Source organism: Desulfotomaculum sp. 1211_IL3151, assembly GCF_036763075.1.
In the GTDB taxonomy this organism is placed as follows: domain Bacteria; phylum Bacillota; class Desulfotomaculia; order Desulfotomaculales; family Desulfotomaculaceae; genus Desulfotomaculum.
Genome location: NZ_JBAIYV010000031.1, coordinates 1 through 25,409 on the forward strand (window position 1 = coordinate 1; position 25,409 = coordinate 25,409).

At 43.7% G+C, this 25,409-nt stretch carries 22 protein-coding genes, 1 rRNA gene and 1 riboswitch; of the genes, 12 read left to right on the forward strand and 11 right to left on the reverse strand.

Annotated features, from left to right (window positions below):
- A 5S ribosomal RNA gene (gene rrf, locus V6C11_RS07520) occupies positions 1-84 on the forward strand; the annotation flags it as partial.
- A gap of 306 nt (positions 85-390) precedes the next feature.
- Here the strand turns inward: rrf and V6C11_RS07525 are convergent.
- Entirely contained in the window at positions 391-864 is a 474-nt protein-coding gene (locus V6C11_RS07525; protein WP_333530521.1) for a pyridoxamine 5'-phosphate oxidase family protein, read from the reverse strand.
- A 103-nt stretch (positions 865-967) separates the two neighbouring features.
- Positions 968-2,377 (reverse strand): MocR-like pyridoxine biosynthesis transcription factor PdxR, encoded by a 1,410-nt coding sequence (gene pdxR, locus V6C11_RS07530; protein WP_333530522.1) that lies wholly within the window; start codon positions 2,375-2,377, stop codon positions 968-970.
- Between the two features lie 669 nt (positions 2,378-3,046).
- Here pdxR and V6C11_RS07535 point away from each other — a divergent pair.
- Both V6C11_RS07535 and V6C11_RS07540 read left to right on the forward strand, forming a co-directional pair.
- Positions 3,047-3,418 carry a hypothetical protein gene (locus V6C11_RS07535; protein WP_333530523.1) on the forward strand — a complete coding sequence of 124 codons (372 nt, stop codon included), beginning with the start codon at positions 3,047-3,049 and terminating at the stop codon, positions 3,416-3,418.
- Positions 3,418-4,275, forward strand: a complete 858-nt coding sequence (locus V6C11_RS07540) for a CBS domain-containing protein (protein WP_333530524.1) — start codon at positions 3,418-3,420, stop codon at positions 4,273-4,275. The genes V6C11_RS07535 and V6C11_RS07540 overlap by 1 nt, the downstream gene beginning before the upstream one ends.
- An 83-nt stretch (positions 4,276-4,358) precedes the next feature.
- Here V6C11_RS07540 and V6C11_RS07545 read toward each other — a convergent pair whose 3' ends face one another.
- The 3 genes from V6C11_RS07545 to V6C11_RS07550 form a co-directional block, all read right to left on the reverse strand.
- Complete coding sequence (locus tag V6C11_RS07545; RefSeq protein ID WP_333530525.1) at positions 4,359-5,480, reverse strand: hypothetical protein; 1,122 nt, start codon at positions 5,478-5,480, stop codon at positions 4,359-4,361.
- A gap of 143 nt (positions 5,481-5,623) precedes the next feature.
- Positions 5,624-5,716 (reverse strand): iron hydrogenase small subunit, encoded by a 93-nt coding sequence (locus V6C11_RS18685; RefSeq protein WP_442886052.1) that lies wholly within the window; start codon positions 5,714-5,716, stop codon positions 5,624-5,626.
- A 16-nt stretch (positions 5,717-5,732) separates the two neighbouring features.
- Positions 5,733-6,095, reverse strand: coding sequence for a hypothetical protein (locus tag V6C11_RS07550; RefSeq protein ID WP_333530526.1), 363 nt, complete (start codon positions 6,093-6,095; stop codon positions 5,733-5,735).
- A 218-nt stretch (positions 6,096-6,313) separates the two neighbouring features.
- Between V6C11_RS07550 and V6C11_RS07555 the strand changes: the two genes are divergently transcribed.
- The 4 genes from V6C11_RS07555 to V6C11_RS07570 all read left to right on the forward strand — a co-directional run bounded on the left by V6C11_RS07555 (position 6,314) and on the right by V6C11_RS07570 (position 10,524).
- A complete protein-coding gene (locus tag V6C11_RS07555; protein ID WP_333530527.1) occupies positions 6,314-7,003 on the forward strand; it encodes a response regulator transcription factor in 690 nt (229 codons plus the stop codon).
- Positions 7,000-8,454 carry a sensor histidine kinase gene (locus V6C11_RS07560; protein WP_333530528.1) on the forward strand — a complete coding sequence of 485 codons (1,455 nt, stop codon included), beginning with the start codon at positions 7,000-7,002 and terminating at the stop codon, positions 8,452-8,454. Before V6C11_RS07555 ends, V6C11_RS07560 begins: the two co-directional genes overlap by 4 nt.
- A 340-nt stretch (positions 8,455-8,794) precedes the next feature.
- The gene (locus V6C11_RS07565) at positions 8,795-9,436 is read left to right on the forward strand and encodes an alpha/beta fold hydrolase (protein ID WP_333530529.1); all 642 of its coding nucleotides are present in this window, start codon (positions 8,795-8,797) and stop codon (positions 9,434-9,436) included.
- Between the two features lie 116 nt (positions 9,437-9,552).
- Positions 9,553-10,524, forward strand: coding sequence for a sulfite exporter TauE/SafE family protein (locus V6C11_RS07570; protein ID WP_333530530.1), 972 nt, complete (start codon positions 9,553-9,555; stop codon positions 10,522-10,524).
- Between the two features lie 68 nt (positions 10,525-10,592).
- On the opposite strand, the gene V6C11_RS07575 is transcribed toward V6C11_RS07570, so the two are convergent.
- From V6C11_RS07575 to V6C11_RS07600, 6 genes are all read right to left on the reverse strand, one after another.
- On the reverse strand, positions 10,593-11,123 hold the full coding sequence (locus V6C11_RS07575) for a DUF3189 family protein (protein WP_333530531.1): 531 nt from the start codon (positions 11,121-11,123) through the stop codon (positions 10,593-10,595).
- A gap of 41 nt (positions 11,124-11,164) precedes the next feature.
- Positions 11,165-11,647: a (2Fe-2S)-binding protein gene (locus V6C11_RS07580; RefSeq protein ID WP_333530532.1), complete on the reverse strand. Its 483-nt coding sequence runs from the start codon at positions 11,645-11,647 to the stop codon at positions 11,165-11,167.
- Between the two features lies 1 nt (position 11,648).
- Positions 11,649-12,500, reverse strand: a complete 852-nt coding sequence (locus V6C11_RS07585) for an FAD binding domain-containing protein (RefSeq protein WP_333530533.1) — start codon at positions 12,498-12,500, stop codon at positions 11,649-11,651.
- Positions 12,497-14,830, reverse strand: coding sequence for a xanthine dehydrogenase family protein molybdopterin-binding subunit (locus tag V6C11_RS07590; protein WP_333530534.1), 2,334 nt, complete (start codon positions 14,828-14,830; stop codon positions 12,497-12,499). The genes V6C11_RS07585 and V6C11_RS07590 overlap by 4 nt, the downstream gene beginning before the upstream one ends.
- A gap of 55 nt (positions 14,831-14,885) precedes the next feature.
- A complete protein-coding gene (locus V6C11_RS07595) occupies positions 14,886-15,131 on the reverse strand; it encodes a DUF1540 domain-containing protein (RefSeq protein WP_333530535.1) in 246 nt (81 codons plus the stop codon).
- Positions 15,132-15,342: 211 nt separating this feature from the next.
- The gene (locus tag V6C11_RS07600) at positions 15,343-15,792 is read right to left on the reverse strand and encodes a C-GCAxxG-C-C family (seleno)protein (RefSeq protein WP_333530536.1); all 450 of its coding nucleotides are present in this window, start codon (positions 15,790-15,792) and stop codon (positions 15,343-15,345) included.
- 710 nt (positions 15,793-16,502) lie between these two features.
- On the opposite strand from V6C11_RS07600, the gene V6C11_RS07605 reads away from it, so the two are divergent.
- From V6C11_RS07605 to V6C11_RS07625, 5 genes are all read left to right on the forward strand, one after another.
- Positions 16,503-18,617 carry a sigma 54-interacting transcriptional regulator gene (locus tag V6C11_RS07605; RefSeq protein WP_333530537.1) on the forward strand — a complete coding sequence of 705 codons (2,115 nt, stop codon included), beginning with the start codon at positions 16,503-16,505 and terminating at the stop codon, positions 18,615-18,617.
- Positions 18,618-18,847: 230 nt separating this feature from the next.
- Complete coding sequence (locus V6C11_RS07610; RefSeq protein WP_333530538.1) at positions 18,848-19,057, forward strand: AbrB/MazE/SpoVT family DNA-binding domain-containing protein; 210 nt, start codon at positions 18,848-18,850, stop codon at positions 19,055-19,057.
- A gap of 54 nt (positions 19,058-19,111) precedes the next feature.
- On the forward strand, positions 19,112-20,305 hold the full coding sequence (locus V6C11_RS07615; RefSeq protein WP_333530539.1) for a M24 family metallopeptidase: 1,194 nt from the start codon (positions 19,112-19,114) through the stop codon (positions 20,303-20,305).
- A 15-nt stretch (positions 20,306-20,320) separates the two neighbouring features.
- Positions 20,321-21,073, forward strand: coding sequence for a DUF6125 family protein (locus tag V6C11_RS07620; RefSeq protein WP_333530540.1), 753 nt, complete (start codon positions 20,321-20,323; stop codon positions 21,071-21,073).
- Positions 21,074-21,097: 24 nt separating this feature from the next.
- A riboswitch (cobalamin riboswitch) is annotated at positions 21,098-21,287 on the forward strand.
- A gap of 157 nt (positions 21,288-21,444) precedes the next feature.
- Complete coding sequence (locus tag V6C11_RS07625; RefSeq protein WP_333530541.1) at positions 21,445-25,392, forward strand: S-layer homology domain-containing protein; 3,948 nt, start codon at positions 21,445-21,447, stop codon at positions 25,390-25,392.
- Positions 25,393-25,409 lie beyond the last annotated feature (17 nt).

Below are 25,409 nucleotides of genomic sequence, written 5' to 3' on the forward strand. Positions count from 1 at the left end.
CCCATCCCGAACACAGCAGTTAAGCCCTTCAGGGCCGATGGTACTTGGAGCTCACGCTCCTGGGAGAGTAGGTCGTTGCCAGAGTATTTTTAAAACCCTACAGTTATAATGACTGTAGGGTTTTGTTTTTGGATAATAGAGGCGTAAAATGCACAATCAATAGATTGTGTACACGGTGGGACAAAAGCCCAGGAGTTATTTAACAATACGCCTGGGCTTATTTTTTGCTCAAAAGTTAGGAAACAACATGTAAGGATGATTGCTTTATTGTATTTATACAAAAACGACGTCTTTTTGTCTCGAAAGGCGGCGTTTGAACACCCGCACCATGCCGCGGTTCTTACAGCATTTGAGAAGTTCGTGGCTTCTCAAATGGACGTTCTGCGTTGACTATAAATAGTATTTTCCGGTCATTTCTGTCACAGCAATTCGTATCACCGCTGTACCTTTAACCATATTGTTTGGAATTTCAGTGTTTATCAAATGAGGTGTATATTTTTCTGCGATTTTTTTCAGCACATTTCTTTTTTCCTCCATATCGTTCACAAGTTTGGCAGTACCGGAAATAATTACACTTTCGTATTTTGTATTGGTATCGCATGGTTTTCCATGCGGGTCCAACAGCAGTTTATCCATTTCATAAACAGAAAATCCAACTCTGGAATCGTGGGCAATATTGTCGAGCTTTTTGCCCTTGGGCAACCCATGGACAAAGATGGCATCACCGCAATAGACAAAATGGATTGGGGTGCTGTACGGTGTGCCATCTGGATTCAGTGTCACCAAGCTGCCGGTTTGTGCTCGTTGAAGCAACTGGTTGATCTGTTGTTCGGTCAAAGGGTGTGTTTTCATGCGGTGTTGCATAAGATAGCCTCCTTATTATACGGTTCCTTATTTCCTTTACTATACTGCAAAACCGTCACCATTATAAGAGCCGGTTTTGATAATTTCATAGGATACAGTTGGATTAACTGAACCAAGCCCAAGATAGAATCTCCACAGCCCTCGGGATATCCTTTTCTGACATCATGCCATATCCCAAGACAAGGGCATTATTCCTATAATTCTGTTTGTTCAGCCAGAAAGGGGATACAGGACATACCTTGATTTTGTATTCAAGTGCTTTTCGGACAAGTTCAGCTTCCTGCTGTCCATCCAAAAACTCCAGAAGAATATGCAATCCAGCTTGGTGACCATGGATTCGCACCTTATTTCCGATATTTTGTTTGATTGCATCAATCAAAATATCGTGTTTCTTTTTTTGAGATAAACAAATCTTCCGTATATGCTTTTCCCAATGCCCATCCGCCATAAACCGGGCCAGAATTTTTTGTTCTATCAATGGTACCGTACATTGGTAGCCTGTAAACCTCTCTTGATATGCCGGTAGCAACCATATCGGCAAGATCATATAGGCCATCCGAAGGCCGGGAGAAAGTGCTTTGGAGAATGTGCCAACATAGATTACACGTTCATATTGATCAATGGATTGGAGAGATGGAATTGGCCGCCCATTATAGCGAAACTCGCTATCATAGTCATCCTCGATAATGATATTGTCATGTTCTCGTGCCCAGTTCAATATTTCGATTCGCTTATGGATTGGCATAACGGCGCCCATTGGAAACTGGTGAGATGGTGCAATGTGAACCACTTTTGCGGATGATGCGGCAAGCTCGTTTAATCCAATCCCATCTTCATAAATTGGTATCGGCGAAATATTGAATCCATTACTTCGGAAGATGACACTGGCACCATTATAGCAGGGCTCCTCCATGGCAACTTTTTTTTTCGCGTAGGGAAATATTTTTATCATAATTTCAAGGGCTGATTGTGTGCCGCTACAAATTACAAGCTGTTCCGGTTTGCAGTTGGTTCCACGGCTGTGATACAAATATTCCATGAGTTGGATTCGCAAATCGATGTCTCCTTTTACGTCACAGTCGCTGTGGACTTCTTGTGCCTCCGGTCCATCCAATACATCAGCCATATACTTTCTCCACAGCTTATACGGAAAACTCGCAGCATCGAGATTTCCGTATTGAAAATTATACCGGATATTTTCAATCCCACGCTTGGCAGCAACCACCACCGCCTCACTGGTTGTTAATCGATCCGTTGCTTTCTGGTTAAGATTAAATTGCAAATTGTTGACCACATAGCCAGAGCTTGCCACGCTTGTAATGTAGCCCTCCAGCACGAGTTGCGCGTAAGCGTTTTCGACAGTATTCCTTCCAATTTGTAATTCTCTTGCCAATGCCCTCGTGGATATTATCCGTGTGCCGATAGGCAAATTTCCCATAAGAATATCATGTTTTATTTGTTCATATATTTGCTGATAGATTGGTTTTTGGTTTTCATGCTCAATGTGCAGCATTCACACTTCCCCCATTCACTGATATCTGCCACAAGTATACCTATAAAAATCGGAGAATCGGCCATATACAACACGCTACTGTATGGGTATACTATCATATAGTTAAACATATAGACATGGGTAGACAAGAGAACCCCCCCGTGTTTAACCTTGACCAAGAAAAAGACACAATGCTTCAAAGCAGTTTAGTTTTCAAAGAACACATAAGACTACCCAATAGCATAAGTTTCTGGTGGCGATACCAGAGGGGGTACACCCTCACGCTCCTGAGAGAGTAGGTCGTCGCCAGAGTAATTTTAGAGAAAACCCAACAGTTTACGATAACTGCTGGTTTTTTATTTTGTCAGCAGGTAAGTGCAGGAAGTGGTTGCAGAATGGGATGATAAAAAGGAAAAGAACCATAAGGGACCCGGGGCTGAAGTTTGGAACGAATCAGTTGATTTTGGTAGAATGATTGTAGAATAGCAATAGATACATATAAATATTAGAAAAAAAATATGATAAGCAGGAAATATAAGGAAAGGTTAGAAATCAATATAGGTAAATAGGTAAAAAGTCTTAATTTTAGACAGATAATTTGAAAGGAAATATATTTATAATTTTTACTTATGCAAAGCATGGTCAGATAGAATAGCTATTAATATAAAGTGAAAAAGGGTGATAATAGAATTGTCCAGTGATTTTGAAATTCCCCCCCGTTCGGCCGAACCTGTTCGAAAGGCGGAACTCTTTATTCGATTATCCGAGTTTGAACTCCCCCCAATGAGGGATGTATTGTTGGTAGGAAAAAAAGCACCCATAGGACCGGATGCAGTACGTCGTATGGTTGATGCACTATCCCCGGAGCAGTATGAGATAATTCGTATTAATCATCCGGTATTTGAAGCAGTTGTCCTAAGGAAGTCTATAATGAAGCTAATTCCCAAAGAAAAGTTATTACCTATTATTCTAGAAGAAGGGGAGCTTATGTCATCGGATAATACGTTATTAAAGGCTCAGGTTAATATTGTGATTCAAGTAAACCGGGGAGTAGATTTGTAATGATTTGTGTGGAACAAATAATGGAAAAAGAATTGATTACCATTACTCCGGACGATTCTGTCAAACTAGCGGTTGATTTAATGGACAAGTATAGAATCGGAGGATTACCCGTATTGGAAAATGGACAACTTGTGGGCATTATTACCTCCCGGGATGTGAGGAGAGCGCATTTGAATCGCTTGGTGGCTGATGCTATGAGTAAGGAGGTTATAGTGGCGTTACCTCATTTTTCCCTGTGGCAGGCGAAAGAACTTATGGAACAGTATCGTATTGAACGTTTGGCAGTGGCTAAAGACGGATATATCGTTGGATTATTAACAAAAACCAATCTTATTACTGAATTAGGAAAGCATATCGACGGTCTTACAGGTCTTAATCGGGCAGATTTTCTACATGTTAAAGCATTGGAATTTTTGCAGAGAGTACAAGAAATTACTATTATTTTTTTAGACCTAGATAATTTTGGCAAGATTGATAAGCAGTTTGGCCATGTAGTAGGAGATTCAATTCTGTGTCAGACGACGAAGGTATTAAAAGGTGTAATTCGTGAAAATATGGATGGTCTTTGCCGTTATGGCGGGGATGAGTTTGCTATCGTAACCATAAGACCTTGGGAGGATGCCCAACATTTTGCACAACGCATTATTGAAGCCCTTTCTTTGGAGGAATGGCCCCAGGGGATTAAGGTCAGCGGGTCCGTGGGGGTTGCCGGGGGGGTGAGGTGGTTCACGAATTCCAATGACAGCAGAACATACTCAGTTTCTGACCTTATCAACATGGCAAGCCTTGCTTCGACAACGGCCAAAAGAGAGAAAACTTCTATAGAGGTGTACGGACGGGTAGAGTTGCGGGGCTAATAGTTGTGGTGAAGTTGGGTGACAAGGGGACGGCAGACTGTGTGAATACGGATCGCACAGTCTGCCGTCCCCTTGTTTACTCCTTAATTTATTGGTTTGATCGTAAATTCCCGCAGCCCTATTTTCTTTAACACTTCCGAAGTAACAAATAACTGCCATCTATAGTTAATATATTCGCCCTCTAAAAGGGTAAACTTCTTTTCCTGGTAAGAAACCTGATACTCCTTAACATTACTGTCTAACTGATTTATGTTAATTTTGATATCAAATGGCTCCATTAAAGGACGCAGCGGAATAAATTCCTGGTTTTCTCTTTGGAAAATGTAAGGTACGGGAATAACCTGATCACCTATCCCGATTTGGTGTTCATACTGGACACTCTTTTCCGGAGCTACTACCCTTAAACTATCAATATTCAAATCCCCGGGAAGCAGAGGTACTTTTGCCGCATCATCAGGGGTAGGATAAAACCTTGTCCTATTCATTTCCTGTTTCTCCATTCGGGTGGCAAGATCCATAACCCAGGTTTGCCGCGTGGGTTCATTTTTCGTAAAGAGAATTTGATTTTTATCCCTAGCATAAGCATCTAAGCTACCCGAAACTAATTTTTCATATTTCTTTGTCTCAGGGTAAAAGACATAAATTACATTCTGCTTCTCATTTTGACTATATGTACAAAACAATACCGTATTATCTGGAAGCCAGTAATACCAGGTGCTGTTTCGCGTTGTTAACCATTCTTCGATCGTACCATTCTCCAAGTTTTTCAGCAGGAAACTTTTGATTTTACTCTTTGAATCATAGTATTCATTATACTGAATACCCCACTTTTCATTTGGTGAGTTGTTATACTGTTTTCCTAAGATCAATCGGTTATTATCGATGTCATAATAATAATTTTCATATGGGTTGAATGCCTTCCCTTTCTCCAAGACCCAGGCTTCGGGAAATTTGACATCGTTTGGCTCATTTGGCTGCCAAAGGCTCTGAACTCTTTCTTCCAGAAGCACCCATTCATCCTGATCCAGGTTATGCAAAATCACCGTCCGGTCTTTTACCTTCTCATTGGCTGGGCTTAAATTATAGACATCGTAATTGGAATGATCATCATGCCAGCCATTCACCCAGTAATTATTCCAGCCTGCCGCAAAAGATGCTGCGGGAAAAAGCAGCACCATAAACAGGATGAGCAATATTCTTAACATTAGAACCACGCCCCTTTTCACTTTCTACTGCAGACATTCTTTCTTCTTAATATTACGTCCAAATGTTTGACATTAATTATATTAACAAAACCCGCTGCATTGCACCAGCGGGTTTTGTTAATATATTTGCTTGGATTGTCAAGCTACATTCTTTCCCTTACTTCAAAATGAGTACGGAGAAGCGCAGGGGCCTTTTGGCCAAAGGGTTCTCCTAAGTAATTCTTATAAAGCTCGATTTAGACCCCATTAAAGCTATCTGAAATTACCCATCATGCCGGGGCCAAATCCATTGCCATTGGCGTTGTTAAAACCGGGGCATCTTCCTTGGTCATTGCCCATCATTCGGCCCATCATGCCAGGTCCCATGCCGTTTTGGCTGTGAAATTCTTTCATTTGGTCGAAATGCTGGCTCCAGGCTTTGGCTTGTTCCTCGGTAAGTTGATTGTTTTTAACAGCATTGTCCAACCAGTTTTTTTGCTGTTCATACATTTGATTAAAAAATTGCTGGTTTTGGGTAGGTGCCGCTTGATTGTTATCAACCGCAGCGAAAGCAGCAGGCACCAGCAGGGCTCCTAAGGCCAGGGTTACAATAACGGCAGAAATTTTACGTTTCATCTGCATTCCTCCTATATTCTGTATAATCGGTGGGGCAGTTTCAAGAACCACCTGTTTTTACTGCCCGTGCTATAGGTTAATCATAATAAATAAATGTCACAAAACTTTCTCGAAAGTTTAACATTTTTGTGATAATTCTTTGCGCCCTTTGACAGAGGTATAGAATAGCTTTACGATAGAAACATTAAACCGCTGGGCTTAATGAAGGGGGTTTTACCATGAATCAGTTGCGGGTTCTAGTGGTAGATGATGAAGATAAAATTCGCCAGGTAATTGGCATTTATTTAACCAATGAGGGATACCAAGTGGGGGAAGCAGTAGATGGTCAGGAAGCCATGGAAAAATTTCGCTCCGAAGCCTGGGATTTCATTGTTTTGGATGTGATGATGCCCAAGCTGGATGGAATAACAGTGTGTCGGGAAATCCGCAAGGTTTCCAAGGTACCCATCATCATGTTGACGGCCAAAAATGATGAGGTGGACCGAATTTTAGGCTTGGAGTTTGGCGCCGACGATTATATGGGCAAGCCCTTTAGCCCACGGGAACTGGTGGCCCGCATTAAAGCAGTGATGCGCCGGGTGGGCACCAGGCAGGTAAAGGAAGGACATCTTCTAGAGTTTCCCGGTCTGAGTATCGATTTAATTAGTCGGGAAGTATTTATAAAGGAAAAGCCAATCACTTTGACACCAAAGGAATTTGACCTACTGGCTTTATTGGCGCGATCCGTCGGACGTTCCTACAGCCGGGAACAACTTTTAGAGGAGGTTTGGGGTTTTGACTACTACGGCGATGCAAGGACGGTGGATACCCATATTAACCGTCTTCGGGATAAACTAAGGGTTGATGATGTTCCCTCCTATATTAAAACCGTTTGGGGGGTGGGTTATAAATTTGAGGTGGTAGCATGAGGATCAACAATTTTGTCACCAAACTTTGGCTAATTATGACCATTTTGGTACTGTTGGTGATCGGCACCGCTGGCGCGGCTCAGACTAGCTTTATGGCAGACCTTTATTATGAACAGCAGGCCAAGCAACTAAGGGTCCTGGGCAATAAGGTAGCCGACATTGCCCTAGGGGAGCAAGATCCCGTTGCCTTGGAGCAGAAAGTGGCACTCATCGCCAGCCTGTATAATGCCAATGTGATGATACTAAATGAAACGGGTAACATTACCCAGTGCCAAGGAATGGGTATGAGTGGCAAAAATATGCCCATGCATAGGAACGGACACCACCACGGACCCATGAGAATGGCTGATATAAGGAAACTATACCAAGGGCAGACGGTAGTACAAAGAGGAAATAACCCCTACTTTCATACGGATGTATTGTCCGTGGGCATTCCGTTTAAAGACCCAAACAATATAAAGCGGGCGGTCATGATCCATGCTCCCCTGGAACCACTGGCAGAAGGGTTAAAAAGATTACAAAGACTTGCCATCTACACGGCTGTGGGTGGTATTCTTTTAGCCGCCTTGTTAAGTCTGCTTTTTTCAAGACTTCTTTCTAAACCTCTGGTGAAAATGAATAAGGCGGCCATGGCCATGGCCAGTGGCAATTACCAACAGCGAATAGATATTGATACCAATGATGAAATCGGTTTGTTGGCCAACTCCCTTAATACCCTGGCCTCCCGGCTTCAGGAAAAAATTAGCCAACTGGACCAGCAGGAGCAAATTCGCCAGGAATTTGTAACCAATGTAGCCCACGAAATAAAAACCCCCTTGGCAGTTATGCAGGGCTTTACCGAGACGATGATTGATGGCTTGGCAAAGACGGAGCAGCAACGGGAAGAATATTTACACAATATTTTGGATGAGATTAATCGCCTAAAACGGTTGGTTAATGAATTGTTAGACCTAAAGCGCATGGAAGGGGGGAATTTTAATTTTGATCAAGAACCCTGTGACTTAGGGGCGATAATCAATGGCGTACAGCGGAAGTTCAGCCAAATAGCCATTGAAAAAGGTATTTACCTGGAGGCTAACATCGAAAAAAAGCTTCCTTTTATTACATGCAATCGTGATCGCATTGAAAGAGTGTTAATAAACCTAATGGCCAATGCCATCAGACATACCCCCACCGGAGGTAAAATATCCTTGTCTGCAACCACGAAAGCAAATCAGGTGTACCTGCGTATAAGTGATACGGGTGAGGGTATTGCGCCGGAGGATTTGTCGATGATTTGGGAGCGTTTCTATAAAGGGGACAAGTCCCGCACCAGAACCCAGGGCGGCACGGGTTTGGGACTGGCCATCGTTAAGAAGATTGTCGAAGGCCACGGGGGTCAAATTAATGTAGAGAGTAAACGAAAGGCAGGAACCACTTTTAATATCGTACTACCTCTTGATCAACCTTAAAACCAACCCTAAAGTTAGTAGGCCCCTGGATACCTGTCCCGTAAGCATTGTACCAATAAGCAGGTTTCCAGGGGCCTTTCTATTCTTTAGAGTAGAAATTGCAGGTAAAAAGAATCTAAGTGATGAATAAGATTCATCTAATCTAACCTTGAAAGAGGCGCATCACGATGACGGATCAAAAACCAGTCTGCCCAAGGTGCAGGCATTTTTATATTACCTGGGATGCCCGATTTCCCAATGGTTGCAGGGCCTATGGTATAAAGGCAAAGTACTCTCCAGCCTTGGAAGTGTTCAGAGCAACGGGTAAAAGCTGTTTGCTTTTTGAAAGGAAGGTGCAGCGGTGAATAATAAAGTTGTTCTTATACACGGCTTTATGAGAGATTGCCGGGATATGCTTCCTTTAAAAAAGAACCTGGAGATATTGGGATATGAAGGGATGCTGGTTAATTTACCACTTACCTATAAACGGCTGGAGCATAGTGTGTGGGTGCTTGAAGATAGTTTAAACGATCTTATTTTAAATCTAAAGGAGCAGGAAAAAATATATCTGGTGGGACATAGTACAGGAGGATTAGTGATCAGAAGTTGGCTGGCCCAATCAAAGCATGGAAGTAAAATAAATAGAAGTGTTTTATTGGCCACACCAAACCAAGGCAGCGAACTGGCTGATTTGGCAGGCAAGTATTTCGGGGTATTGCCTGCCATTTGCAAAACCCTAGCATCCTTACAAAGTTCCCAGGTAAGGAAATTGCCAGGTCTAAGCAAATGCCCTGGGGAAATAGGTGCCATCGCAGGCAATAAAAATAATCTTCTGCTGGGACGCTTACTAAAGGGAGAAAATGATGGCCGGGTGACAGTGGAATCTGTGCGACTGGCGGGATTAACGGATTTTGTTATTTTACCCTTTGGTCATATGGAGATCCATAAAGAGTTTAGCACGGCTCAGCGAGTTGCTCAGTTTTTGAGTTTGGGAAAATTTTAACATGCCGGTATTGACAATATTTTGTGCACAACATATTATTATTCTAACCCTATATGCAACGTGCACTTATGGGGAGTCAATTAATTAGTTGAAATATGCTTTAAGGGGGAAACCTTATGCATTTTCCTGTTTCCGGTGTTGATGTACTCCCCTTTATACCACCATTGGTGGCCTTTTTGGTTTCTGCATTAACTGCTTCTGCCGGTGTTTCCGGGGCCTTTCTCTTGCTGCCATTTCAGGTTAGTGCACTGCATTACACAAGTCCATCGGTAAGTCCCACTAATTTGATTTATAACATCGTGGCCATACCCGGCGGTTTATATCGTTATATTAAAGAGGGACGTATGGCTTGGCCGCTGACCTGGGCGGTGGTTATCGGTACTCTGCCGGGGGTTTTCTTTGGGGCTTGGGTACGTATTCTCTATCTGCCAGATCCGAAGTCCTTCAAGCTTTTTGTGGGCTTGGTGCTCCTGTTTCTGGGTTATAGGCTGTTGTCAGAGGTGTTGGGCTGGAATAAGGGGGTCAAAGGGCAAAACAAAATGATGCAGAAAAAGTTTGCCGAACAGGCAGCAAAGCTAAAGGGGGAAAACGCCAGTCGTTTAGCAGCCGGTTTGCCTGCTGAGGCAGTGGTCAAAACGAAATCCATCTCCTGGAAAAAAATTGAGTATGAATTTTGGGGTGAAACCTACTCCTTTAGTACGGTGGCTATTTTCAGCCTCTCCCTGGTGGTTGGTTTAATTGGTGGTATTTACGGTATAGGTGGCGGAGCTTTCATTTCCCCCTTCTGTGTGGCGGTGCTGGGTTTGCCGATCTATACAGTGGCCGGGGCAGCAATGGCTGGTACTTTTATTACTTCCATTGCCGGTGTAACCTATTATCATATTTTGGCTGCTTCCAGCATCGCCAGCCAGACCGCTGTGACCCCGGATTGGCTGTTGGGGGCACTCTTTGGTGTTGGCGGCCTGCTGGGTACTTATGTTGGTGCCAGTATCCAAAAGTTCCTGCCGGATAAGGTGATTAAAATCATTCTTACCTGTTTAATTCTATTCCTGGCTTTTAGCTACATCGGCCAGTATTTCCTTAGCTAATGATCCCCGTGAAGCCCATTCATTGAGTACCTGTTGCATGGCTAATGGCTTATTGCTATTAGCCATGCTTAGTTACTCCACCTAGGCCGGGGGGATTTGAAAACGGGTGTTCCCTGGTTTGACCAGGCTTTTTCTTCCTGTAGTTTAGGCAGCATTGCCTTAACCTCTTTAACCAATTTAGCAATTTGGGGATATGCCTGTAGGGTTCCCTTAACAACAATGGGCCGTCCGAAAGAAACCCATTTGAGACGCCGGGAGGTAAAACCACCTATTTTCATCAGAAGATTAATGGTTCCCAAGGTGCTGACCAGCAGTAACTCCTGTGGGTTACCTCCCGCAATCCGATGCATATCCTTGATAGCTGGCACCACGATTGGGCTGGCATATTGGCAACTAAGGGTATAAACCCTATTTCCCTGCTCGTCTGTGCCAATAAAAATAATCCTACCGTAATCGGACTTGGTGATATTATCAAACTTTTTCATCTTAAAGAGATCTCCCGGTTGCGGTGTCCCTGCTTGAGGCAGGATATTTAGATGGATACCTGCGGCTGTCTGTACCGAATGGGCCCCGCCAACATCATAATAAATAATGTGCATTTATTCACCTCATTCCATAGACCACGAATCTCCCCATTATTTTAAGGAGCTGATTCAGATTTTTGGGCTAAAACACTTTTGATAGCCTCGGTTATTTCCTCATAGCCTGTACAACGACATAAATTTGATTGCAGCCACTCCCTGATTGTTTCATCCTTGGCATTAGGCTGGTGAACGGAGAGGGCATGGCAGTTCATAATAAAACCCGAGGTGCAATAGCCGCATTGGAAAGCAAACTTTTCCACAAAGGCCTGCTGAATAGGGGAATTTCTCAGCCCCTCAACCGTAGTAATTTCATGCCCGATGGCCTCAGCCGCCAGCATTAGGCAAGATTTGATGGGTTTGCCGTCAATAAGTACGGTACAAGCCCCACAGTCACCGTTTTTGCAGCTAGGTTTGGCCCCGGTTAACCCCAACTGTTCTCGCAGGACATGTAAAAGGGTATCGGCAGGTCTAGCCACCACAAGTTTCTTTTCTCCATTAATGTTAAGCTCAATGAGACTCTTTTTGACGATGTTAAGCATCCTAACCCTCCAGGTCTTGTAGCATAGCGGTAAGCATATTCTGCCAAACAAATTCACGGTAGGCCGCAGACCCTGACATATCAGTGAGGATATTTGAGGGTAGGCATTGGACGGCCCGCTTAACTCTTTCTGGCAAAGAAAGACTGGGGTGATTAAGCAAGGTCTCCAGTTCCCTTGACCGGAAGGGAAAACTGCATAGGCCGCTAAAGGCAAAACTTATTTGGTCATCCTTTTTTAGTGCGGCGGCAGATACAACAGGGTAGCCAATCCTATCCTGGGGGTAATTTACAAGGCCATCAGCGGTCTTTTTCATACTAACAAAGGGCATTTTAGTAATTTCCTGATCCAGGACAATCTGTACCAGCAGCTCACCCTGTTCCAAAAGCAAGGCTTGGTTATAGGCCTGGCCGATAGGGACCCTTCTTTGACCCTGTTGGCCCCAGATTATTAATTCACAATCACTGACCAGCAGGGCCAATATTGCCTCACGGTAGGGGATCCTGGAACAAATATTTCCTCCCAGAGTAATTTTATTCCGAATGGTATGGTCAGCCACCCGCCCGCCGCACCAGCTTAGCAGGGGAAACATATTGGATGCCTGGATTTGGCTGAGGGTGGCCGCTGCCCCAATCACTAGCTTACCTTCCCGATATGCCAGGGTGTTACATTCCGGGATTCCTTTTATATCGATGACGGCCCGGGGGAAGAGCTGGTAAAGCCTGGAAAAGCTAATTGTTTCCGTCCCCCCACCATAATACAGAGGTTCCTTGCCCTGTTCCGTAAGCTGCGCAAAAAGTTCGATCGCTTCTGCCAGGGAGGTGGGTTTATGGTATTCGAAATCAAAGGGAATCATTGGCTAACCCCCTTTTTGGCTCGCCAAATGGCTTCCGGTGTCAGGGGAGTCTGGTTTAATTCAACCTGTGCAGCGGCAGACAAAGCATTGGCCAGGGCGGCGGGTATTCCAATGATACCGTGTTCGGCAATGCCCCGTAAGCCGTAGGGGGCAATAATATGGGGAGTTTCCACAAAGTCTACCAAATAAGTGGGGTTTTCCCCAAACCGCATCAGGTGATAGGTTCTTAACTGGGGGTTTTCCCTTTTGCCCCCTGCACCATATAGACAATGCTCCCTGCTGCCATAGCCCAGGCCCATGCACATGCCTCCTATAATTACACCTCTGGCCCCCTTGGGATTAAGAACTTTGCCGGCATCAATGACAGTTGCTGCCTTAAGTATCTGATAGGTGTAATTTACGGGATCAAACGCCACCTCCACCGCCTGTGCTCCAACAGCCCAGGCCGGTCCAAGTCTACCTTTACCTGTGTCCTTGTCCATATTGACGATGTGTTGCATGATAAAATTACCCCGCCCGATGATTTGCCCGCCAATGGAATTGCCCCCGGGGTATTGATAGCCATTGCCGATTTCTTTGATTTCGATGTAAATGTCCGGGTCCTCTTTTAAATAGACCCTGCCACCGCCAACCTCAAGCACTTCTGGGGGGCAGCGCAGGACGATGCCAGCAATATTAGTAAGCTGGTGTACTAAATCCTCCGCTGCATCCAAAACCGCATTGCCAACCATGAAATTGGTCATGCTAGCCACCGTTTTCCAGTGTTTGGGGCTGATTTCGGTATTCACTTCCATAACTACATTGATCTTGCTGACGTCCATTTTTAACTTTTCGGCCAGGATTTGGGCCAGGCTGGTTTTGGAGCCGGAGCCAATTTCCACCGTACCTACATTTAAATTCAATGTACCGTCCACATTAATGGTGATAATGGCTCCGGAACCGGCATTGGGCGGGCTGCTGGAAGTTTTCCAAAGGCAGCTGATGCCTTTGGCGATAACTTTAGGGCCAATTTCCCTTCTTACACCTTCATCCCAGTTGATCAGGTCTTTTATTTTGGTCAGACAGGCGGGCAGATCCCCGAGATTGCTTTTATTCAACCGAACCATGGTTGGGGTTGTGGCATCCGGTGTTAAGGCATTCTTTAATCGCAGTTCGAAGGGGTCCATGCCTAGGGCAAAGGCCAGCTTATCCAAGGTTCTTTCAATGGCAAAGACATAGGATAAACGACCAAAACCTCGAAAGGCCGTGACATACGTATGATTGGTATATACGCTATAGGCATCGCACCAAACGTGATCGATCTTATAGGGACCTGTACAATCTGCTGAGATGGCCCGGGTCATTTGCGAACCGGAATCAACATAGGCACCAATATCTACCTGATAGGTAATTTCCATCGCTTTGATAATGCCGGCCTTGGTTGCCCCCACTTTCACCTGGGCATCCAGTCCCAAATGACCGGGTGAACTGGTCATATCCTGCTCTCTGGATGCAACAAGTTTAACGGGCCTGCCAGCCACTGCCTGGGAAGCAAGGTAAGCGATTATTTCCAATTGAACAGCGGTTTTTCCCCCAAATCCTCCTCCCACCAGGGGAGTATGCACAATAACTTGCGTTTCATCCAGTTTAAAATAGAGACTGAGCATCTTTTGAACATCAAAGGGTGCCTGGGTGGAGGTATGGATGATTACTTTACCGTCCGGTTTAATCTCGGCAATGGCATTTCTGGGTTCCATAGCAATATGGTTGGACTGGGGAAGGGAGAAGGATGATTCCACAATGACCTCGCTTTGTTGCCAACCCTTTTCCAGATCACCCTTGCGGATCTTAATATGTTGGGCAATGTTGGTTCCCGGCAGAGGAAATATTTCACTTGGCTTTACCCTTTTATAGAAGGCTAGTTTTTCATGTAGCAAAGGGGCACCCGTTGCCAAAGCGGCACTGGGGGAATTGACCACCGGCAGGGGGTTATATTCAACTTTTACCTTACCCGCAGCCTCCTTTGCCTCTGCCTCACGATTGGCAATGACAACTGCCAGGGGTTCACCAAAATATCGGACCTTTTCCTTGGCCAGGGGGGGACGATCCTCAATAATTGAGCCACAGAGCAGATTATATGAATTGCCGGTGATCACAGCCTGGACGCCTGAAACCTGCAAGGCCTCCGAGGTATCGATGGACTTAATTTCTGCATGGGCGTAGAGGCTGGTTACCAACCAGGCATAGAGTAATTTTGGTGAAAGGTAATCGGTATTATATTTTGCTATACCAGTAACCTTGTCTTGGGATTCCTTTCTAGGGACACTGACACCAATGCCAACGGTTTGCACGAGGTTCCCTCCCGGTACGATTGATAATGACGAAACACATTGAAGACGGGGCGTATTATTGCTTGAAAACCCCATCAAAGTTTTGCTCATAGTCGGTCTTTAGCACAAAGGTCTTACAACAGGATTCAATGCATTTTGCTACCGGAGTTTCCGTGACTTGGGTTGCATAGGGGGCATCAACCATGTCCGGCAGGTTCTGGGCCATTATATCGGAGGTAATTAATATTTCTGAGGCGTGACACCTGTTTCCCCGACCCCAGTAGTGGCAGTTATTAATACTGCAACGAATATTAGCAGTCATGTATCCCTCTCCTAGTGAAAGTTATGCTCCTTTGTATTATTCACCAAAGCAACTAGAAAATTCATTAGGGGGATCATGTGGATAATTTAGAGGCAATAAAAAAATCCCTGGGCAGGCAACTGCCCAGGGAAAAATATAGATGAGTACGTAGCAAAACTTTCAGGGCAAATCCTTTGATCCACCCGATAATTAATCAATTAAAACCAGAGGGTTATTCACCAGCCTTATAATAGCCTTTTTCAAGAAGGAACTCCATCAGTAATTTACCTGTGTTACCAGTGAGTTTTAAACAATTTTTGAGGTGTTCTTTGCTGTCAAAGGGATGTTCGTTTAATACCCGGCAGCAGGTGGAACCAAACTGTTGGAGAAAACGGTCATGGAATTCACGGGCTGTTTCGTAGGCAGGATTGCGTGATTCTTCCTTGGAAGTTCTACCTTTAACTGTATTTAAGGCAAAGATGGAGCCTGTTAAAGCGCCACACATACAGCCGGCATGTCCCAGGCCACCGCCAAAACCAGTGATCAGCTTCACTGTTTCCGGGCTTATTTCTGGGGCCAAATACTCCCGAAAGGCCAAAAAGATGGCTTCTGCACAGTTATAACCTTCCTTGAAATTACCACCTGCTTTATTACGAGCTTCCGTAATTAATTCTTGACTCATTATACGCCCTCCCATTTATTTTTATTTCGTACAAAATTTGCATACCTACCTGTGTTGACAAGTATACTAACTAGTATAAATATATGGTATATTACAGTAAAGCAAAAGAAGTATTAAGTTTTTCCTCCTCCCTTCGGTATTCATAATCAAATCTTATTTACTAAAATAATAGCAACATTCATGCCAGTATTAACTTAAAATAAGAAGATACCAAAAGGCACCGCTGCAACACTGCTGATCTGTAACCACTGTTGCATCTTTTTGAATAGACCCGGTTGTTTTTTTCTTAGGTCTAAAAAACAACGAAATAATTAACATTTCTGACCTATTTCTACACAAAAGGTGATTGCTTCCCGCGATTATTTACTGACTATTCGGAAAAAGCTGTTGCACAGAGCCAACACTTTGATTTAATTACTCTGTTGCGGATTTGGTTTGACTGTTGTTCTGCCGCACAGGTTGAGCATTTTACAACCCAAAACTATTTTCAACAAAAAAATTAGTCTAAATATTGGATTAATTTTGTGAATTTTACTTTTTCAAACCAATTGCTACGTGTAAAATATAAATTATATGGCGCAACTGGCAACTGTGGTAGTGACAAATTATTTTAGGGCACAAATAAGCCAAGTTTTACGAAGTGAACTTGAAATCAAGAGGGAAGAGACAGAATAGTCCTTTGAAAAATTCACTGACCAGGAGTGATCTACATGAAAGTATGGGAAATAATGACATCGCCTGTCTTAACCTTAAGCCCTAACCAAAAAGTCAGTGAGGTAGTCACCATTTTTAGTGGCAATAAAATTGATGGTGCACCGGTGACGGATAAAACTGGTAAATTAATAGGACTTTTCACAAAAAGTCATATTTACCGCGTTATCAATAATGGTATGGACCTAAATAAAACCAAAGTGAAAGATTTAATGACCAGACAGCTTCTAACCGGTCATCCAGATGATGAGTTTAGTGATGTAATAAACGCAACGGTACCCCGACTACCCGTGATTGATGAAAAGGGACGGGTTGTGGGGATCGTCACCCGTGGGGATATAGCAAAGAAATTTTTTTATTTGCATCGCAACATAGCCCTGGAACTAGATACAATTATTAATTCTACCCATAACTTAATTGTTTCAATTGATGATAAGGGAATTATTAAGGTCTGGAATTTGTCAGCTGAAAAATTTCTTGATGTGAAGGCCGAAGACGCTGTAGGTAAACATATATTAGATGTACTTCCAAACAGTGACCTGATGGATGTTATTGAGACTGGGGAAGTTGATACACTAAAGAAAGTAGTATTTAATAAACGTACCTTTATTTCGAACCGTTCGCCAATGATTAAGGATGGCAAAATTATTGGTGCTGTGGCAGTTTTACAAGATATATCCGAAATAGAGAAAATGTCAACCGAGCTATGCTATGTCAAGGAATTAAATGAAGAACTAGATGCTATTGTCGAATCATCCTACGATGGATTATTCATAACAGATGGCCAAGGAATCGTTTTACGTTACAATAAGGCCTTTGGACAACTAACCGGTATAGATCTCCATGAATATCTGGGCCGGAGCGTCGAGGATATTAAAAAGGACGGTATTATTTCTGAACCAGTAACCTGCCATGTGTTGGAACAAAAGAAATCGATTACGATGATGCAAAAGAGCAGAAGCGGCAAACTCACACTAACTACCGGAAATCCGGTAACGGATACAGATGGCGAAATAATCAGGGTTGTCTGTAATGTAAGGGATATAACGGAGCTAAATATATTGAAACACAAGTTGGAACAGGCTAAAGTTCTGAGTCAACACTATGAAAATGAACTTCGTACTTTAAAATTAAAGTACGCCGGGTCTGAGAAAATTATTGCTACATCTGCCAAGATGAGAAATCTAATTGATATGGTTGTTAGATTAGCATCCGTTGATTCAACGGTATTAGTAAATGGTGAGTCGGGTACCGGAAAGGAATTAATCGCAGAAATTATTCATAGTAATAGTTTGCGTTCCAAAAAGCCCTTTATTAAGGTGAACTGTGGGGCTATTCCCGAGAATTTATTGGAGTCAGAGTTGTTTGGTTATGATGGCGGAGCCTTTACCGGGGCTAAAAAAGAGGGTAAACCAGGATATATTGAAATGGCTTCCGGAGGCACTTTGTTTTTGGATGAGATTGGTGAAATGCCCTTAAACTTACAGGTAAAACTTCTTCGCTTTATACAATGCAAGGAAATTATTAGGGTGGGAGGTAAAAATTATATTAACGTCGATGTGCGCATCGTAGCCGCCACGAATCGAGACCTTTGGGACATGGTGCAGAAAAAGCAGTTTCGAGAAGACCTTTATTACCGATTAAATGTAGTGCCGGTTCATATACCACCCTTGCGTGATAGGAAAGAGGACATACCTGCCTTGGTGGCACATTTTATGCAGTTATTTAATCGCAAATATAATAGAAACAAGAGTATATCCCCGGAAGTAGTGGATATTATCATGCAACATGACTGGCCGGGAAATATCAGAGAGTTGGAAAACCTGATTGAGAGAATGGTTGTTATTACCATTAAGGATATCATAACGAACGAAGACCTGCCTTTCCACATGAGGGATAATACAGTAGGTCTTAGTTCCTCCTATATTATGGTATCCGGCATAATTCCACTAAAAGAAGCCATAGAAAGTGTTGAGAAACAGTTAATTGAAAAGGTTTATGCCAAACATCAAAGTACCAGACAAATGGCTAAAGAACTACAGGTAAATGCTTCTACCATCGTCAGAAAGGCGGCAAAATACCAAGTTTCTAAGGATTTAACCACAGACAGATAAATAGTCGGTGAATAAAAAGGGGGATGGTAATGGGTGATATCATCCCACTTTCTATACTTCAAAGGGAATTAAAATAATTAAATTCTAGATTTGAAGGCTTCTGGCACAGTAGTTGCTTATATAAATGTTAGATTAAGGAATCGAGAGGCTAAATATGTTCCTTTAATTTCACAACCTAATTTTGAACAGGTTATCACACTATAAAAATTTATTATAAAGGAGTTGGAAAGATGGATTCAAGAATTAATGAGCACGGTCAATTACTGCTGCCTTTAGAAGTCGGCAAATTACTTAACCTGCAAAACGACGATTTGCTAAAAGTAACCATTGAATCAAATTATATCTTGCTGACACTTGAAAATATTGAAACGAAGGAAGACGGTGTTGAGAAAATACTAGACAACCTCATTCATGAGGGAATATTAATTGATATAAAGTAAAAATTTGAAATATTCAATTTGCAGTTAGTTTTTTAGAGAAAGGGGGTAATGCGGATGGCGTTGAAATTGACCCCAAAATCGGAAATTGACCGAAGGGTTTCTCGGTTTCAAGAAAAAATAACGGAACAGTTGTTAGATGGAGCAATTATTTTACTTAATAGTGATCTCTTTTATTTTACGGGTACGGTACAGAACGCATTTTTGTTTGTACCGGCCAGCGGTGAACCGGTATTAGCGATTAAAAAGAGCTTGCAACGGGGTAAAAACGAGTCACCCCTAAAGCATATTGTTCCTTTTGGAAGTCCTAAGGAAATTCCCTCCATTCTCGGTGCATTTGGCTATACGAAGTTTGAAAAAATTGGCTGGGAATTAGATGTATTGCCGGTAAACCTGTATCAAAGGTATCAGAAAATTTTCCCCAAGGCAGAGTTTATCGATATTTCACCAACTATAAAAACGATTCGAGCCATTAAATCACCCTATGAAATAGAATTGATTAGGGATTCCGCAAGCGTAATAGGAAAAGCCCATTTAGCGGTACCGTCATTTTTACGTGAGGGGATGTTGGAGATTGAGTTGGCTGCACTCTTTGAGGCAGAAATGCGTAAAAGAGGGTATTCCGGTTGCTGCAAAATGAGATCCTTTAATCAGGATTTATTTTTAGGAAATACCTGTTCAGGGTATAGTGCCACCGCACCAAGTTTCTTAGATGGGCCAATTGGCGGCACGGGAGTTTCTGTAACCCATCCCCACGGTGCCGGATGGAAAAAGATTAGCCGCAATGAAGCTGTCTATATTGATTATACCTGTGTGGTAAATGGTTATACCTCGGATCAAACCAGAATTTTTTGCATAGGTGAATTAAGTTCTCGGATGGTTAAGGCCTTTGAAGCTGCTTTATTTATTGAGTCGGAAATTATCAAAGCAATTAAGCCAGGCACCCCCGCAGAGGAACCTTATTTATTGGCCATGAAATTGGCAGAGGAAATGGGTCTAAAGGATAATTTTATGGGCTATCAGGAGGATAAGGTTAAATTTATCGGGCATGGTATAGGTTTGGAAGTGGATGAATTGCCGATCTTTGCCAAGGGGTTGAAGACCCCCATATTACCTGGCATGACCTTTGCCCTGGAACCTAAATTTATCTTTGCTGAGGGCGCCATTGGTATTGAAAACAGTTTTGTAATGACCGAGCATGGTCCAGATTATTTAAGTATGACACCCAATGTGATTACCTATATAAAATAATTAGGAGGGGAAATAATGGAAAAGAAAGTAATGTGGGACGAAAACCTTAGCAATGAGCAATTAGCTAAATTGTCCATGGAGATGTTTCATCGTATTGTCATTCATCATGCCTTATGGTTTAATGAAGTCCAGCATCAGCTGGGTTTTCCTGAGGCACTGAAGATTTTGGATGCAGCCTACCAGAAGAGCTTTAATATTCAAATGAAGCGTTTTGGTAAATTCTTTGGCTTTGAAATGGAAAATGGTGTACCAAAACCCTTTTTAGCGATGCCTAGGGAAAAACTTTTGGCCCTGCTTAACGATACAGCAGTTAACTGGCTGGCCAATGATGGAGTGTGGTTCCAGGCTGTTGAATTCAAACATGGCATGAATGATGCTAAACGCTGCAATGATTCCTGCTGGGGAAAATTTTCACCCTTCGAGGCAGATTCAATTAAACGTTTCTTAGGCTTAGAGGAAAAACCAGGTCTGGAAGGCCTTAAGAAAGCCCTGCAGTTTAGAATGTATGCCAGGATCAATGTACAATCCATTATTGATGAAAGTCCCAATAGTATTGTCTTTCAGATGAATGATTGCCGGGTGCAGTCTGCCCGGAAACGCCAAGGTTTAGATGATTACCCCTGTAAATCTGCCGGTCTGGTTGAGTATGCAACATTTGCCAGGACCATTGATTCGAGAATTAAGACCGAATGTATCGGCTGCCCACCGGACGCCCACCCTGAAGAGTGGTTCTGTGCTTGGCGTTTTATCTTAGTTGAGGAAGCTTAGTGCCACTTGCTAGATTAACTTAATACTTTAGTTGCTGGAATAGGTGCTTTACTCTGAAAAGGTAAAGCTTAAAAGGGAAGTCGGTGCAAGGCCGACGCGGTACCGCCACTGTAATGAGGAGGAGCCCCACAAAATACCACTGGGAAAAAACCTGGGAAGGTGTGGGGTTCCGATGATCCGAAGCCAGGAAATCTGCCTATGCCAGGTTACCACTATCCCTACGGATGTATAGGAGGTGGCTTCATGGTGTATGTGCTGTTTCCTGGCACCGTCATAAAACCCCGGTACATTTGTAGAACCGGGGTTTTTAATTTGCCCAACTAGGATACAAACAAATCGCAATTACATGAATGAAAAAGGTGAGTATCGGAATGAGGAAAAAAAGAATTTGCTTAAGGATTACTTCAATACTAATCACCCTTTGTTTTATTTTGAATACGACATTTTTAACGATTCCCAACCTGGCAGTGGCCAGTGAACCGGGTAAGACCTATACCGCCAGTCAGTTATCCCAAAAAGCCATTGAATTTATACATAAGCAATATCAGGCCGGTGAAAAAATCGATGGCTATACGGCCTACGTATTAGCCCTAGGCGGCGAGGATCTGGGGTCTGAAAAATGGACCAATAATGGCAAAACATTAAAACAAGAAATCAAAGAATTGTCCAATTTGCTGGGGGATCATCTTACCTTAATCAGTTATATATGCAACACCCAGAATGACGATGGCAGCTTTGGACCTTTAGGCAATGAATATGGAACGAAAGGCCCCTTACTGGCCTTAGCATCCATTAAAAATGATCTGGTGCCTGGAGTAGAAAGGCAGCAGGTAGAGGATGCCATTCATAAAGCCATTCATTACTTCCAAGAGAAATATCAAAGCGGTACCATTACCTATGATGCACAAGGTTTTAGCCTTGATTATCGCTGTATCGAAGCCTTGGTCAAGGCAGGCGAAGACCTTTCAGCAGACGGGTGGATATACCAAGGAACCTCTCTCCGGGATGCTGTGCTTGCTTCTGCCGCTGTTACTGCCGCCAACCCAGCAGCCACAGCGGTGGAATTGGCTAAAGAATTGGCAGCCCTTGATGCAGTGCAAGCATACTCAGCCAATGCAGAAGCACCCACCCTGGCCGCAGCAATTGGTTTGGATGCAGCAAATAATGTTGAGTTAGACGAAGCCACAGAGATTGAAACAGAAACAGAAACAATCGCTGAAGTGAGGGAAACCCCGGCTAGCGAGGTTATATCAGAAGAAACAACAAATGAAACCGAGTTAGAAGCAGCCCCAGAAATTGAAACAGAAACATTCGTTGAGGCCGAATCATTTTCAGCAATTGAGATTACATCCGAGGAAGCAATTGATGAACCTAAATTAGAAGTAACGACAGAAATTGAAGCAGAAGTAACAGAAGTAACGTTTGAGGCTAAATCAACCCCAAGCATAGAGGAAACAACGGAGGAAATGAACAATGAGGTTGCGTTAAACGAAAACGTTGCAAGGGAATTATCTGTTACGGATGAAGTATACTCAGACATTGTTACCGAAATTAATTTAAACGTAGTTGAAGTTGAGCAGACCTTACCTCCCACAGATAGCATGGCCCCAATTCATGAAAAAAAATATAAGGCACCGGATGCAGCTGACCTAGCGAATTCGATTGCCCAACAACAGGCAGCAGATGGCAGCTTTGGAACAAGTATCTATGATCATGTGACCGTGCTTCATGCATTGGGTAAAGCAGGCCTGCTGGAGGGCATTGACCAAGAAAAGGCCCTTGCCTATATTGATGGTTTAAAAAAGATTCACAAAGATATTTTTGGTTATGACGCCGGGGTAGCCTGGGGATCTGAATGGACACCGGAGGAAGCAGACACCACTGCCCAGGTTATGACTGCCCTTAGTTATTTTGATGCAACAAAGGATGTAAATGAGACTATCCAGGACGGTCTGAGCTATCTTAGGGATGTGCAAGACCCGGATAGGGCTGCCATCGCTATTAATAGCTGGGATAGTACCTATAACACGGCTGAAACATTGATTGCCCTAAAGGCCCTGAAAAGATCCTATGATGAGTATGCCGGTTCCGGTTCAGCCTGGACAAAAAAATCTAGAACAAATACGCTGGCAAAGTGTTTACTGGCCCTTAACCAATGGAATGATACCCCCCAAAAGGAAAAATTAGCTGATCAGTTAGTAAAGCGGCACGCCGGCAAGGAATCCTTTGAAAATAGTGTTTATAGTGATATGTTGGCCTATATTGCCCTCGGTGAAGCGGGAACGCTGGGCAGCTTAAATGCTATTGATGTTAAGGAATATATCCTGTCCAAACAAAATAAGGCAGACGGTTCTTGGGGGGAAACCTTTGACAGCTATTATTACCCTGATTTTCTCTCGACCACCCAGGCTATCCGGTCACTTACTTACCTGCCGAATGCTGCTGCGGATCAAGAGCTTCAGTCGGCCATTGTCAGTGGTTTAAACTACTTAAAGGGTTTGCAGCAAATGGATGGCGGCGTTTATGCTACCTGGGACGACCCGGCAATGGATAATTCCGGCGTGATCGTCACCCTGAATAAACTGGGTATCGATCCGGCAAGCGCCGCATGGAAACATACCAATGGTTTAACACCATTCGATTACCTTCTGAACAATACCATGAATCCCGACGGCAGCTTTGGTACTTTGAAAAATGTTCCAGGTGCCACGGAGGCATTAGCTGCTTACCGATTGGTCACAGGTGAAGGAACTCCTGGCGGCGGTGGGAATCTTCCCACAGACCCAGAGTTGGATCAGTGCAGTGTTGAAATTGCTATAGTGGGTAAGAACGGTGAAGCACTTTTCGGACCTAGCAGTGTTGTGGTAAGTAAAGATAGCAAGGGAAAACTCACGGTACTAGGCGCGTTGGAAGCCACTGGGCTGGGCTACACGGAGTCGGGTGGACTGATCACAAGTATTGACGGCCAAAGAAACGAGGGTTTGAAGGGGTGGATGTATAAGGTAAATGGAAGTTCACCGGCCATTGCAGCCTCCGATAAAACCGTTAAAGAGGGAGATCAGATTATTTGGTGGTACAGCAGTGATGTGAGTAATCCCGGTCCTTCCTGGGATAGTGTCTCCAAGGGGGAGGTACTGCCGGAGCCTGTTTTATCACCAAACCTTGAGGAACAAAACAAAAACCTGCCTGAGTCATTACGGGCCTCAGAGGATACTCTGGCAGCCCTGGAAAATATTAGCCAAATCCTTGGCTTACAGGGAAATACATTTGAATTGGGTATCCTTGGCCAAGGGGGTCAAGCGGTGATTGTCGTGGGTGACAGACAGCCGATAAATAGGACGGACTTGGCTTTCCAAAGAGGTATGCTGCAGAGACAGTTGCAATTGCAACAGAAGGTTGAAGCAGCTAAGGGTGCGGCAGTGGTAGAGGAAGGGGGCCAATTAGGCTTGCTTATCCCGGCTGAGTCCCTGACCAAGGATATAGAAATAACCGTAAATAAACTGGATATGGATAACACAACCTTACCCCCTGGCTATCAACAATTGTCTGCCACCTATGAATTTGGTCCCGCTGGAACGAATTTTACCGTACCGGCAACCCTAGCCATCCAGGTGGTTATTCCTCCCCTGGTAAAACCAGATAACCTATATCTGGCCTGGTATGATCCAAATGCCGGCAATTGGGTGATCATCCCTTCGGTAGTGGATCTTAACAAGGGTGTAATTTGGGCCAGAATCCAACATTTTAGTAAATATGCCATTTTTGCCAAAGAAACCGTAAAATCCTTTGCTGACGTTAACGCTGGCTCCTGCGGTTGGGCCAAAGACCCCATCGAAGTGCTAGCTGGAGCAAATCTTTTGGCTGGCGTAGATGGTACTAATTTTGAGCCCCTAAGGCCGGTAACCAGGGCAGAGTTTACCAGTATGTTAGTCAAAGCGTTAGTCCTACAGACCAAGGCCGATGCGGCTGACCATTTTAAAGATGTAAAAGCCGGCGAATGGTATGCCGGAGATCTGGCAACTGCCTATGAAGCAGGATTGATTAAGGGATATAAAGATCGTTACTTCTGTCCTGACAATACCATTACCCGAGAAGAAGTGGCTGCTATTTTGGCCCGGGCCTTGGAGTTGCAGCCCTCCGAACAAAAATTGCCCTTTGCGGATCGTGATCATGTGAAAGACTGGGCCAGAGACAGTGTGTTGGCCGTTACCGAAAGAGGACTCGTTAAAGGCTTTCCCGATGAAACATTTCGGCCAGATCGTACCACCAGCCGGGCAGAATGTGCGGTGCTGATTTACCGCCTGTTGGCAGGTATGTAATTCCTTTATTGGAGTGT